This window comes from Alteromonas algae (assembly GCF_049117195.1).
In the GTDB taxonomy this organism is placed as follows: domain Bacteria; phylum Pseudomonadota; class Gammaproteobacteria; order Enterobacterales; family Alteromonadaceae; genus Alteromonas.
This window is the reverse complement of sequence record NZ_CP185260.1, coordinates 1,625,045-1,638,087: the sequence shown is the minus strand read 5'-3', so window position 1 is coordinate 1,638,087 and position 13,043 is coordinate 1,625,045. Positions and strand designations below refer to the sequence as shown.

Below are 13,043 nucleotides of genomic sequence, written 5' to 3'. Positions count from 1 at the left end.
CCAGAACAGCTACTTTTTCCAACTACATTTTAACGATTATTTATATATTGAAACCGTCACGTTTCCTGCCGTATCGACGCTTGCTCTGTACATACCCGCAGTATTGAATGGCATTGCTATATTACCGTTTGCATCGATAGCAATAACACCGCCGTCCCCCCCCGCATCTTTTAGCACTTTATTGATGACTGTGTCAGCAGCCTCTTCAAGCGTACGTTCTTGATATTTCATTCGTGCACAAATATCAGCAGCAACATTGTAGCGAATGAAGTACTCACCGTGTCCAGTCGCGGATACGGCGCAGCTTTCATTGTCAGCATACGTGCCAGCGCCGATAACCGGAGAATCACCAATTCGACCATAACGTTTGGCCGTCATGCCGCCGGTAGAAGTCCCCGCGACGATGTCGCCATGTTTATCAAGTACAACCGCGCCCACTGTGCCGAAACGTTCATTACCGATTTGACCTCCATACTGCGATGCGGTTTCTAGCATCCTTGCTTTTGCCTTATCTAATGCGTTTTTTCTAAACTCGGTATCAAACGTACTGTTATCTACTTTTTCAAGTTGATGCTCAAATGCAAACGCCTCAGCGCCTTCTCCCGATAGTAAAACATGAGGCGACACGTTCATGACCAATTGCGCTGCCGCTATTGGGCTTTTTATTTGTTTCACCCCCGCCACAGCCCCGGCATTTTTGCTACCTCCGTGCATAATCGACGCATCGAGTTCATGCGCCTCATCAAAGGTATATACCGCGCCTACCCCCGCATTGAATAAGGGTGAGGCTTCAAGCAATTGAATGGTTTCAACGACGGCCTGTTCGCCAGTGCCCCCGGCATTTAACACTTCATAACCATGAAGTACCGCCTGTCGAAGGGTATCGCGATACGCCTTTTCTTTTTTAGGCGTCATTGAAGACTTTAATATTGTACCGGCGCCGCCATGGATGGCTATTGCGACTGGCGCTGATATCGCCTCGTCGTGGTTATGCGCCTGTGCAGCAACGCTAGCTAGCCCTGCACAAAGTAGCATTGATAATGTTGAGACAATTTTCATTGGTTGGTTGCGTCCTTCTCATTATAAAGCAATACCATGACACAATTTTACCGTTGTAAACAAGACATCTCCTGTTTGGCATTTGGTATTCAAACTACACACGTGTAAACTCTGTCGTATAAAAAAGCAATCAACAAGACCTACGCCTTCATGCAAGAACCGACTTTTCTTTGGTACGATTTTGAAACTTTTGGTACCAGCCCAAAAAAGGATCTCCCCTGCCAGTTCGCTGCGGTACGAACCGACATGGATTTTAATGTGGTGGGAAAGCCCATTAACATAATGAGCGCTATTGCTAATGACTACCTTCCTAATCCAGAGGCATGTTTGATAACAGGCATCACACCACAGCAAACGCTTCGAGATGGATCTAATGAAGCCGATTTTGCCGCCCGTATTTTCAAAGAAATGGCTACGCCCAATACATGCAGCGTGGGCTTTAATAGCATTCGTTTTGATGATGAAGTAGCGCGTTTTCTTTTTTACCGTAATTTTTACGACCCATACTCGCGAGAATGGCGCAACGGTAATAGCCGTTGGGATATTATCGACCTTGCCCGCGCCTGTTACGCGCTTAGGCCAGAAGGCATTAACTGGCCTACGAAAGAAAACGGAACCCCAAGCTTTAAGCTAGAGCATCTGACCGCAGCAAACGGCTTGTCACACGAAAATGCACACGACGCATTGAGCGATGTTTATGCCACCATAGCGTTAGCAAAGTTGATAAAAGATAAACAACCAAGGCTTTTCGAGTATGCTTTTTCACTTAAAAATAAGCACACCGTTTCACAACAGTTGGACCTGTCGAAACCCTCGGTGGTTTTGCATATTTCATCCAAGCTTCCAGCTGCACAAGGGTGCTGTACATGGGTAATGCCAGTTGCAAAACACCCCACAAATGCCAACGCTGTTATTGCGATAGATTTATCAAAGTCAGTAGACAGCATTATCAACGACTCGCCCGATATACTGCGCGAGAAGCTTTATGCCCCAAAAGAGATGTTCGAAAACGCCAGTGAGCGTCCCGGCGTAAAGCTAATTCACATCAACCGTTCACCTTTTTTGACGACAGCAAAAGCCATGACAGAAGAGAACGCCGAGCGGCTGGGATTAGACAGAGAAACCTGTTTAGATAATTACCGATTATTAGCCTCTACCCCCGACATTGCGCAAAAACTCTATGCGCTATATGACACTGAGCACGTTGACCAAGACGAAGATATCGACCAAGCATTATACAGTGGAGGCTTTTTAAGTGATGACGACAGGCGTTGGTGCGACCGGGTTATTGACGCGGCGCCCGAGACATTAGGACTGCTTAAAGATGACACCCAACATATCGGCCTTAAGGCGCTTCTTTTTCGGTATCGTGCGCGTAACTTCCCCAACACACTTACGCATGACGAAATGATGAAATGGCAACATCACCGCCAAGCCAAGCTTACCGACGCAACATCGCCCAGTGCAATGACACTTGATACTTACATGGTCAAGCTTGAACAACTTGCCCATGAACACAGCGATAATCCAGAAAAACAAGCTATTTTGAGAGCCTTGTATCAATATGCTGAAAACCTTTGACCTACATGAAGCAAAAGCATTACATTGTGAGCTAGTCTAGCGTAATAACGTGGTAGACATTTTTATATCGGTAATAGGAAATAAACGTCGTCTTTTACATAAAGCACAGCGTGATAATGTCGATATAGAATAAAGAGCTCAACCTGCGGTAAAGGATAACAAGAAATGAACGGCGTAAATATTAGCTTTGATAATTCGCAAACCTACATCAACATTGCGTTGCAGCCCTCTGAATTTGACAATGAAGTCAACATCAAAGACGTTTATGCGAGGTTAGACGAAGGCGAATGCAAAGGCTTATATATCTCTGAAGCGTCGTTAAAATCTGCGGTTGATACGGCTAATCATTTCTTCAAAACGAATGATGGCACCGTGGTGCAAGAGCGGATTGGCGAACGTCGAAATGCAGAAGTTGAATTTCGAATTTCTGAAGATAGCATGAAAGCCACCCTTATCATTACTACGCCTTACGGTGGCAAACTTCCTAATTTAAAAAGCATTAAAGCGCTCGCGGTGAAAAATAACATTCACCGTGGACTAAGCGTAAAACGCATTGTTTCTATGCTAGAACAAGCCAGAGTAGCACCTCCAGGGGCATTAGTAGACGATGTCGTTGCCAAAGGGTTGCCGCCTCGAAATGGCCGCTCATCACGCTTCATTCCGTTAGTGCCCAACGCGTTAGATAGAATATTACGTCCACAGAGCAACGACGGCCAACGTGTTGACATGCGCAACCTTGGTGAAGTCATTTGTATAAAAGCCAACACCCCCGTGCTGCGCAGAACTGAGCCATCGAAAGGGCGTTCTGGATTTGATGTAAGGGGCGGTAAACTTCAACCCTCTCCCGGTGAATGGGTTGAATTTAAAATGGGAAGCGGTACGGCTGTTTCCGACGATGATGCAAATGTTTTGGTTTCTGTGATTGCCGGCATGCCAAAATATAAAGACCAGATAATGAATGTTGATGACACCTTTACGTGCAATGGCGTCAACGTGGGGTCCGGGCATGTCAACTACGACGGTGCAGTTTTGGTTAACGGTGATGTCACCGAAAAAATGCAAATTAAAGCAGCGGGCGATGTCACTGTTAATGGCTTTGTAGAATCGGCGTATATTGAATCGGGTGGTGACATTATCATCACTGAAGGCGCGATGGGCAAAGTTAACGACAACAGCAGTGACTATACCTGTAAATTAGTTGCTGCAGGCAGTATTCACGTACAACACGGTCAGGGTATCGATGTACAGTGCTCTGGAAGCATTACCGTAGGAAGGCAGTTAGCCTATAGTCGTTTACGTTGTGGTGGTGGTGTAACCGTCGGACAACTTGATAAACCAATGGGTAATTTATTTGCGTGTGAAATTATTAGCCAAAACAAAGTAGAAGCGGGAACCTTGGGTGCCGTATCGGGCAGCACCTTAAAAATAGACTTCAGCCAAGGGTTTAATTTGCTACTTGAGAGAAAAGACTCGTTAGATGAATTGTTACGTCAACTGCGAGAAAACAACCTCAAACACAAAGAAAAGATTGATATTATAAGAAACAAACGGGTACCCGAAGAGCTTCGCTCTAAAGTCAACGACGCACTAGAGTTATTTAACAACGAATCAGCACTGCTAGAGTGGCTAGAGTTAAAGGCTGTTGAAGTTAAAAATGCTAAAGAAGCGTATCAAACTGACATCAAACTTGTCGCGAATAAACGGTTATATTCTGGCGTTTCGGCTAAATTAAACAACCGAAATTGGCGTTCAGAAAGAGAATACGACAGAGCGAAAGTGTTTTACGACGCCCATCAGTGGGTTTATGAACCTATTGTGTAACAACAATACCAACCCGTTTCGTACAAAACGGGTTGGTTAATTAATCTTCAACAACAACTGTCCCCGACCCCATACGCTTCGCATTTAGAATCGCTTTTCTGCTGCGTTCTAACCACGTCATCATTCCCTCGTCGTTTTTCAATTCGGCCACGCCTAACGAAACGAATATGTCATCTGAATGGGTGAGCGCTTCGAGGATATTAGTGGAAAGTCTGTCAGCTAAGGCTTTTCCTTCAATTAACGATGTGTGCGGTAGTAGTATTAAAAGCTCGTTGTGGCTGAATCGCGAAACAGTATCTACGTCTCTTACCACACTGAGGGATAGTTGAGATACCAGCTTCATAGCCTCGCGTAATACGTTATCGCTATCCACCATCCCGTTATTAATCGGGCAATCTAGCGCTATAATGACGAGGCTCGGCCTATGCTCGAAACGCTGAAAGCGCGTAAGTTCGTTTTCTATGGTCTGAATCATCTTGTTGTCATTAAACAACCCCGTATCATCGTCATAAGCTGACAACATAGAAAGGGTGTAATTTCGGTCAGCGAGGGTCGCTTGAAGTGATTCGATTTCAACATTTTTTTGGTGAAGGATTCGGTTCGACCTTACCACTACACGGTTTCGCCAGATGATAAACGCCACCATCACAAATGCGGCCACCATCACAAACGCAAACGTTGTGTAGTTACTATTATGACTCACTCTTACGTGATTCCATTTGCGATAGATATCGACATGTTTTTCTATTGGAATACGACTTATTGCCTTGTTTAAAATAGGCACCAGGTGAGAATAAGACCGGTTTACCCCATACGCCAGCGAATCGTACGGTTCTGCGTAGCCAACAATCGCTAAGCCCTTCAAATTTTCATTATTGATATGTAGGTTCACACTCATTAATGAGCCCACCATCACATCAAACTCGCCACGTAAAAGCTGAAATAACCCCTCTTTTTCGGACGCTATCATGGCTAGACGTAAGTCAGGATAAAATCGACGTACATACTCTGCCTGTCTGTATGCGTCGACGATGCCAACCGTTCTATCGCCAACGCCGTCATACCCTTGCAAGATCGGCGTGCCTTCAGGAGCAACTAATACATTAGGTGACTCAAAATAAGGCAATGTAAAGTCTAAGAACTGACGCCGAAAATCAGACGCATTCATCATCGGTATAACATGACAAATTCCTTGTTGAACGAACGCGAGGCTTTCTCGCCATGACTGCGTTTCAACCAGTTCGAATGTGAGTCCGGATAGATTTGAGATAAGGGCCATATAGTCAGCCGATATTCCCACATGCCTGTTGTTTCGAATAGCCTCATAGGGCGCCCAACTTGGGTCGATACAGTATGGAATTGGTTTATCGGTATAAGGGGGTGTAGCAGTTTGGGCCGCTTTTTCCTGAACATGAGTAGATTGCGCTGAGGCACCGCTCATTAAAACACTCAATAGCATTACCACCGTTACATATCGGCAGCACCTAAACAAAATCAAATGGGATCCTCAAACAACAAGTAAATTTTTGGCACCAAAGTATCTTTGCTAGGGTAGAAAATTGCAACACGAAACTTGCCTAAATGGTCAAGTTACGTGCAGTTTTTGCTGAAACTCTTTATTTAAATAGGTTTTTTCATTCATTATAGACGCAAGTTTTTCTACCGCTGCGCGGATATCATCAAACCGCAGGTAAAGGGGGGCAAAACCAATGCGAAGTATATCAGGCGCGCGAAAATCTGCGATCACGCCACGCGCTATCCACGCTTGGCAAATGGCGTAAGCGTGCTCATGTCGAAATGCAAGCTGGCTCCCCCTAACGTCAACAGTAGGGCTAGCGAACTCAAACGCATTAAAAACATCGTATTGTTCCATACATTCTATAAAGTATTCTTGAAGTGCTACTGATTTTTTAGCGACATCATTTATATCAAGGCCTTCAAATACCGACAATGCAGCATCGAGAATGCTCATACTCACAATACCTGGCGTACCACAAAGATTTTGCTTTACGGTGTTTGGCGAAACGTAGTCTGGTGAAAATGCAAATGGTGCATTGTGCCCCATCCATCCAGACAGTGGCTGCTTGTATTCGGCTTGATGCTTAAACGCAACGTAGATAAAGGCGGGCGCGCCCGGCCCTCCATTTAAATATTTATACGTACACCCCACGGCGAAGTCGACATTGCACGCGTCGAGTTCAACAGGAAATGCACCGGCACTATGTGCCAAATCCCACAACGTGAGGATATTGCTAGCATGCGCACTTTCGGTAATTGACGCCATATCCAGTTTAAAGCCTGAACGGAAATTGACTTGGGTAAGCATGAGTACAGCAATATCATCACTTAGCTGCCCTTCAATATCTCGTTCATCAAGGTAGCGTATCGTATATTCATCACCTAATAGGTCGATTAACCCCTGCACCATATAGATGTCGGTTGGAAAATTATCTCGAGTAGTTGCAATCACCTTTTTCGTGGGGTTTAACTTCAACGCTGCACTTAATGCTTTAAACAAATTTACCGAAATGGAGTCGCAGCTGACGATCTGCCCTTTTTCAGCCCCAACAATAGCACCAATCTTATCGCCTACAATACTGGGGAGATTGATCCAACTATGTTTGTTCCAGCTTGTTATGAGGTCGTCTCCCCACTGTTTTTCAACGACCTCTTTCGCGCGTACCTTTGCATTGGTCGGTAACGGCCCTAGTGAGTTACCGTCTAGGTAAACTATCCCCTCAGGAAGCGAGAACTGGCTGCGGATATGCCTAAGGGCATCATGATTATCAAGGTCGTTTTCAATCATATTGTATACTTCTTATTGCTTAATCAGTTCTTGGTAAAACGCATTAAAACTCGGCGTTTTAGGGTGTAGCCAATCGAAATGGCCACCCGCTTTAATAATCCGTGGTGTCGCTCCAGCAAGGCTCGCGTGTTCGCGCGACACAATAGCATCAGCATCACCTTGAAGAAGTATTACTGGAAGCATGGGGGTATCGATCACAGGTGTCGCTTCAATATAGGCCGCTTGCGTATTTTGCTGTGCTTGTGAATATTCACTCGTATGGGTTTGAATAGCGATAGGCATCCCCCCCATAAACACTTTTGTTGCAGTTTGGCAGCTATTTTTACCTTGTGCATAGGCGGTAATATCGGTAATTGCAGCAAGCCCAACGACTTTATTAAGCGGTAACCTGTCCACTATGGTGTCATCTTGTAAGGCGAGTAGTGCCAAGTGACCACCCGCGGAATGTCCTGCTAGTGTAATGCTGTGTGGCATTGTAGTGTTCTGCCAATAGGTAGATAAGTACTGCAACGCACTGGTTACATCATTGCGCGAGCCAGGCCAGCCGCCTCCCTCATCACCGGCGCGCCTATACTCGACGGCATAAACGTCAACACCTCTGTCAGATAGCGCCTTATATAAGCCTCTAGCATGATTGAGATCGTAGGCATTCAACCAGCAGCCCCCATGAATGAATATAAGCGCGGGTTTGTCATCATGTAATGCATTAGACGCTTTCCATACATCAATAAACTGAAGCGCTTCTGCACCGTAAGTTAATCGTAAGGACGGCTCGCTTTGTGGTAATGCAGACAGCGAGCTATATGCAACATTTGAGAGCTCAGCTGCATAGGTCGTATGACTAACATGAAACAATAGCGCAGCGATGGAAACTAAAAAAAGGCGACGAATCATAACGTTGAGATACTTTGTTTTTACTTAATTCACACTATTAAAACACAAATGGCACCGATATAGGTGCCATTTTCAAGATTCACGTTTGTGACTACAAAAAGTGCTACAGCATCTCAACGGCTAGGGCAACACCTTCCCCACCACCAATACAAAGAGAAGCGATCCCTTTTTTAGCATCACGCTGCTTAAGTGCATGTAACAGGGTTACTAAAATTCGTGCGCCTGATGCACCGATAGGGTGTCCTAATGCACATGCGCCGCCTTTTACGTTGACCTTATCTTCATCAAGTCCAAGCTTGCGTATTGCTAGCATAGTCACCATTGCAAAAGCTTCGTTTATTTCAAACAGGTCAACATCGTCTTTCGACCATCCCGCCTTATCCATTACTTTTTCCATCGCGCCCACTGGTGCAACCGTAAAGTTCTCTGGCTCAATCGCATTCGTAGCGTGAGCAACAATCTTAGCTAGTGGTGTTAAGCCAAGCGCTTCTGCTTTTGACTGTGACATAACGAGTAATGCCGCAGCACCATCTGAAATAGAGCTTGAATTTGCAGCCGTCACCGTACCGTCTTTTTTAAAGGCTGGTCTTAGCGATGGAATTTTTTCAGGGCGCGCTGAGGTAGGACCTTCATCGGTATCAACAACCACGTCACCTTTACGGCCTGACACGGTAACGTTGACGATTTCATCGCTAAATGTGCCGGTGTTGATCGCTTCGTTCGCTTTTGACAATGAACTAAGTGCAAAGTTGTCCATGTCGCCACGCGTAATGTTTTCAACGTCTGCAGTATCTTGAGCAAAGCAACCCATCGCTTTTCCGTCATACGCATTTTCAAGGCCATCAAGCATCATATGGTCAAGCACTTGACCATGTCCCATGCGGTAGCCACTGCGTGCTTTAGGTAACATATAAGGCGCATTGCTCATACTTTCCATGCCGCCCGCCACAACGGTGTCAGCACTACCCGCTTTAACTAAATCATGAGCAAGCATTACAGCTTTTAAGCCAGAGCCACAGACTTTATTAATGGTAGTCACGCCAGCACCTAACGGTAGGCCTGCACCAAGGGAAGCTTGACGAGCTGGCGCTTGACCAAGGCCTGCCGGTAAAACACACCCCATAATAACCTCGTCAACGTGACTCACATCAACGTTTTCACACGCGGCTTTGATGGCTACCGCACCCAGCTCTGTTGAAGGCACAGCAGACAAGCTTCCGTTGAACCCACCCATAGGCGTACGCTTAGCAGCGACGATTACAACCGTTTCATTACTCATACCATTTCCTCATAAATATCTGAAAATATAAAACTTTTATAGTTAAAGCCTTTCATGCGTATACAAAAGTAGACACCGCTTATCGGTTTAACCTAATGCTATCATTGTGAAAAATTGACGTTAGCAGAATGTTACTTTACCTTAACGTAAATTGTAATTAACGTTAACGTAAACCCCCAAGGTTTAGGTGTCAACGATTCCTAACACCATGGCAATGTTATTCCGTAAAGGACAATAAACAGCCCGGGGTGCGACACAAGGTGCGTGTAATGACAGACCACGACAGTGAACCAACCTTCGCCATCGGTGAATTGGCCCGCGAATTTGATATCACGCCTCGTTCCATTCGCTTTTATGAAGAACAAGGGCTACTCAGTCCACAACGAACCGGCCAAAATCGAATTTACTTCAATAAGGACCGCGTCAGATTAAAGCTTATTTTGCGGGGTAAACGCTTAGGCTTTTCTCTTGCTGAGGTAAATACGCTTTTTAACATGTACGACACTAACCCCAATTCAGCCGTTCAGCTAGAAGCAATGCTTGAAATGACTGAACAAAAACGCGCCGTACTGAATCAACAATTAGAAGACATACAAATGCTTATGACAGAGCTTGACGATGTAGAAAGCCGCTGTCGAGAAGAATTAGCTGAACTTAAAAGAGGAAAAATTGCATGAACACTTCCTACCCTACACTGAACTTTGGACTTGGCGAAGACATTGACATGCTCCGTGATCAGGTTTACCAATTTTCTCAAAATGAAATTGCTCCTTTGGCAGAACAAGCTGATGCTGACAATCAGTTTCCAAATAAGTTGTGGCCGAAACTGGGAGAAATGGGTCTTTTAGGCGTTACTGTTTCTGAGCAGTATGGCGGCTCTGAAATGGGTTATTTAGCGCACACCATTGCAATGGAAGAGGTTAGCCGCGCTTCAGCAGGCATTGGGCTGAGCTATGGCGCTCACTCAAACTTGTGCGTAAACCAGATATTCAAAAACGGAAATGACGCCCAGCGTGAAAAGTATTTACCAAAACTTGTTTCTGGTGAACATATTGGGGCACTTGCAATGAGTGAGCCTAATGCGGGTTCAGACGTTGTGAGCATGAAATTACGTGCTGAAAAGCGCGGAGACAAATATATCCTAAATGGCAATAAAATGTGGATCACCAATGGTCCCGATGCGCATACTTTTGTGATTTACGCAAAAACTGACCCTAGCGCAGGCCCTCGTGGTATTACAGCGTTTATTGTTGAACACGATTTCCCAGGCTTTAGTCGCGCCCAGAAGCTAGACAAGCTTGGCATGCGCTCATCAAACACATGCGAACTTGTATTTGAAGACTGTGAAGTACCAGCAGAAAACATCATTGGCCAAGAAGGTGAAGGGGTGCGCGTGCTTATGAGTGGTTTAGACTATGAACGGCTTGTTCTGTCTGGTGGCCCACTCGGTATCATGCAGGCGTGTATGGATATCGTCGTACCGTACATTCATGATCGCGAGCAATTCGGTCAGTCAATTGGTCAGTTCCAGTTAGTACAAGGCAAAGTCGCCGACATGTATACGCAGATGAATGCCGCTCGCGCCTATGTTTATACCGTTGCACAATCTTGCGACCGTGGAGAAACCACACGTAAAGATGCCGCAGGCGCAATACTCTATTCTGCAGAACTAGCCACGAAAATGGCACTGGATGCTATTCAGCTTCTAGGTGGAAACGGTTATATCAATGAGTACCCTACGGGCCGATTACTGCGCGATGCAAAACTGTATGAGATTGGTGCAGGAACGTCTGAAATTCGCCGTATGCTTATAGGCCGTGAGTTATTTAACGAATCGAAATAAGTAAAGGGTCTGAGCAACGAGGCAGCTTATGGTCGATAAATACTATAAAAACGAAGACGATCAAGGCTGTCCGCTACACTTAAGACAGAAACTAATAACCGACATCTCCATAGTGGAGATTGAAGAACAATAAGGAGGGGGCATGCCCGTTCTACGTTCAACGATAAATACAAAATCTGAAACCTTTGTGGTTAATGCAGAGCATATGCAGGCGCAAGTCAACGATTTGCTAGAGAAAATTAAGCACATCGAGCTTGGCGGTGGCGAAAAAGCAGCAGAACGACATGTTTCACGAGGTAAATTACTTCCCCGTGACAGAATAAATGCCCTGCTTGACGACAACACTCCGTTTCTTGAGATTAGCCAGTTAGCTGCGTGGGAAGTCTATGACGACTACGTGCCGTGTGCGGGCGTGGTAGCAGGTATTGGTCGCGTGTCCGGTATTGAATGCATGATAGTGGCAAACGATGCCACGGTGAAAGGCGGAACGTATTATCCGTTAACAGTGAAAAAGCATCTTCGCGCTCAAACTATTGCAGAACAGAATAATCTACCGTGTATTTACTTGGTTGATAGCGGGGGAGCAAACTTACCACGTCAAGACGACGTATTTCCTGATCGCGAACATTTTGGCCGTATCTTTTTCAATCAAGCCAACATGTCAGCAAAGAACATCCCGCAAATTGCTGTCGTGATGGGCTCTTGCACTGCCGGTGGTGCCTATGTACCCGCCATGGCTGACGAAAGCATTATCGTGAAAGAACAAGCCACCATTTTCTTGGGTGGTCCACCTTTGGTTAAGGCTGCGACAGGTGAAGTGGTTACTGCTGAAGAACTAGGTGGAGGCGACGTTCATACGCGTATTTCTGGGGTGGCTGATCATTTAGCCAACAACGACCACCATGCACTTTCTATCGCAAGAAACGCGGTCGCTAGACTAAACAGAACCAATGAGAAGTGCATAACTCCCAGTGAAGTTAAGCCTCCTCGTTTCGATACGAAAGAAATCTATGGCATCGTGCCCGCTGATAGCAAACAAACGTTCGACGTCAAAGAAATAATCGCTCGCGTTGTAGATGACTCGGACTTTGACGAGTTTAAACCACTTTACGGCACTACACTGGTTTGTGGCTTCGCAAGAATATTTGGCTTTCCCGTAGGTATTGTTGCGAACAACGGTATTTTATTTGGAGAGAGTGCCCTTAAAGGTGCCCATTTTGTAGAACTCTGTGCAAAACGTAAAATTCCTCTTGTCTTTCTGCAAAATATTACTGGCTTTATGGTGGGTAAGCAGTATGAGCATGGGGGAATAGCAAAGCACGGCGCGAAAATGGTGACCGCGGTTGCCTGTGCTAATGTCCCTAAGCTGACTGTTTTAATTGGCGGAAGTTTCGGTGCAGGTAATTATGGTATGTGCGGACGCGCATACGACCCACGGTTCTTATTTATGTGGCCTAACGCACGCATCTCTGTAATGGGAGGCGAACAGGCCGCTGGCGTGCTTGCGCAGGTTAAGCGCGATCAAAAAGCTCGTGCAGGTGAAACATGGAGCGACGAAGAAGAAAAGGCGTTTAAGCAACCCGTTATCGACACTTATGAAGCACAAGGGCACCCCTACTATGCGTCGGCTCGCTTATGGGATGATGGCGTTATTGACCCTGCCGACACACGTTTAGTTCTGGGTCTGTCACTTTCAGCTGCTTTAAATAAACCTATTGAAGACACCAATTTTGGTGTTTTTAGAATGTAATCGAGGACAT

General features: G+C 45.6%; 10 protein-coding genes. 5 read left to right on the top strand and 5 right to left on the bottom strand.

Annotated features, from left to right (window positions below; translation table 11 throughout):
• Positions 1 to 36: 36 nt before the first annotated feature.
• Positions 37 to 1,059 carry an isoaspartyl peptidase/L-asparaginase family protein gene (locus ACOJRU_RS07415; protein ID WP_421134381.1) on the bottom strand — a complete coding sequence of 341 codons (1,023 nt, stop codon included), beginning with the start codon at positions 1,057 to 1,059 and terminating at the stop codon, positions 37 to 39.
• Positions 1,060 to 1,209: 150 nt separating this feature from the next.
• Between ACOJRU_RS07415 and sbcB the strand changes: the two genes are divergently transcribed.
• Positions 1,210 to 2,640: an exodeoxyribonuclease I gene (sbcB, locus tag ACOJRU_RS07410; RefSeq protein WP_421134380.1), complete on the top strand. Its 1,431-nt coding sequence runs from the start codon at positions 1,210 to 1,212 to the stop codon at positions 2,638 to 2,640.
• A 165-nt stretch (positions 2,641 to 2,805) separates the two neighbouring features.
• Positions 2,806 to 4,461 carry a DUF342 domain-containing protein gene (locus tag ACOJRU_RS07405; RefSeq protein WP_421134379.1) on the top strand — a complete coding sequence of 552 codons (1,656 nt, stop codon included), beginning with the start codon at positions 2,806 to 2,808 and terminating at the stop codon, positions 4,459 to 4,461.
• Positions 4,462 to 4,501: 40 nt separating this feature from the next.
• Here the strand turns inward: ACOJRU_RS07405 and ACOJRU_RS07400 are convergent, their stop codons facing one another.
• From ACOJRU_RS07400 to ACOJRU_RS07385, 4 genes are all read right to left on the bottom strand, one after another.
• Positions 4,502 to 5,902 (bottom strand): transporter substrate-binding domain-containing protein, encoded by a 1,401-nt coding sequence (locus tag ACOJRU_RS07400; protein WP_421134378.1) that lies wholly within the window; start codon positions 5,900 to 5,902, stop codon positions 4,502 to 4,504.
• Between the two features lie 144 nt (positions 5,903 to 6,046).
• The gene (kynU, locus tag ACOJRU_RS07395; RefSeq protein ID WP_421134377.1) at positions 6,047 to 7,267 is read right to left on the bottom strand and encodes a kynureninase; all 1,221 of its coding nucleotides are present in this window, start codon (positions 7,265 to 7,267) and stop codon (positions 6,047 to 6,049) included.
• A 12-nt stretch (positions 7,268 to 7,279) separates the two neighbouring features.
• The gene (locus tag ACOJRU_RS07390; protein ID WP_421134376.1) at positions 7,280 to 8,161 is read right to left on the bottom strand and encodes an alpha/beta hydrolase; all 882 of its coding nucleotides are present in this window, start codon (positions 8,159 to 8,161) and stop codon (positions 7,280 to 7,282) included.
• 103 nt (positions 8,162 to 8,264) lie between these two features.
• The gene (locus ACOJRU_RS07385) at positions 8,265 to 9,440 is read right to left on the bottom strand and encodes a thiolase family protein (RefSeq protein ID WP_421134375.1); all 1,176 of its coding nucleotides are present in this window, start codon (positions 9,438 to 9,440) and stop codon (positions 8,265 to 8,267) included.
• Between the two features lie 269 nt (positions 9,441 to 9,709).
• Here ACOJRU_RS07385 and ACOJRU_RS07380 point away from each other — a divergent pair, with 269 nt between their 5' ends.
• The 3 genes from ACOJRU_RS07380 to ACOJRU_RS07370 all read left to right on the top strand — a co-directional run bounded on the left by ACOJRU_RS07380 (position 9,710) and on the right by ACOJRU_RS07370 (position 13,033).
• Positions 9,710 to 10,117 (top strand): MerR family transcriptional regulator, encoded by a 408-nt coding sequence (locus ACOJRU_RS07380; RefSeq protein ID WP_421134374.1) that lies wholly within the window; start codon positions 9,710 to 9,712, stop codon positions 10,115 to 10,117.
• Complete coding sequence (locus tag ACOJRU_RS07375; RefSeq protein ID WP_421134373.1) at positions 10,114 to 11,283, top strand: isovaleryl-CoA dehydrogenase; 1,170 nt, start codon at positions 10,114 to 10,116, stop codon at positions 11,281 to 11,283. Before ACOJRU_RS07380 ends, ACOJRU_RS07375 begins: the two co-directional genes overlap by 4 nt.
• Positions 11,284 to 11,425: 142 nt before the next feature.
• Positions 11,426 to 13,033, top strand: a complete 1,608-nt coding sequence (locus ACOJRU_RS07370) for a carboxyl transferase domain-containing protein (RefSeq protein ID WP_421134372.1) — start codon at positions 11,426 to 11,428, stop codon at positions 13,031 to 13,033.
• The last annotated feature ends 10 nt before the right edge of the window (positions 13,034 to 13,043 follow it).

Excerpts from the sequence above, each read along its gene's own strand:
- ACOJRU_RS07415 (WP_421134381.1), bottom strand. The coding sequence starts at position 1,059 with ATGAAAATTGTCTCAACATTATCAATGCTACTTTGTGCAGGGCTAGCT.
- sbcB (WP_421134380.1), top strand. The coding sequence starts at position 1,210 with ATGCAAGAACCGACTTTTCTTTGGTACGATTTTGAAACTTTTGGTACC.
- ACOJRU_RS07405 (WP_421134379.1), top strand. The coding sequence starts at position 2,806 with ATGAACGGCGTAAATATTAGCTTTGATAATTCGCAAACCTACATCAAC.
- ACOJRU_RS07400 (WP_421134378.1), bottom strand. The coding sequence starts at position 5,902 with ATGAGCGGTGCCTCAGCGCAATCTACTCATGTTCAGGAAAAAGCGGCC.
- kynU (WP_421134377.1), bottom strand. The coding sequence starts at position 7,267 with ATGATTGAAAACGACCTTGATAATCATGATGCCCTTAGGCATATCCGC.
- ACOJRU_RS07390 (WP_421134376.1), bottom strand. The coding sequence starts at position 8,161 with ATGATTCGTCGCCTTTTTTTAGTTTCCATCGCTGCGCTATTGTTTCAT.
- ACOJRU_RS07385 (WP_421134375.1), bottom strand. The coding sequence starts at position 9,440 with ATGAGTAATGAAACGGTTGTAATCGTCGCTGCTAAGCGTACGCCTATG.
- ACOJRU_RS07380 (WP_421134374.1), top strand. The coding sequence starts at position 9,710 with ATGACAGACCACGACAGTGAACCAACCTTCGCCATCGGTGAATTGGCC.
- ACOJRU_RS07375 (WP_421134373.1), top strand. The coding sequence starts at position 10,114 with ATGAACACTTCCTACCCTACACTGAACTTTGGACTTGGCGAAGACATT.
- ACOJRU_RS07370 (WP_421134372.1), top strand. The coding sequence starts at position 11,426 with ATGCCCGTTCTACGTTCAACGATAAATACAAAATCTGAAACCTTTGTG.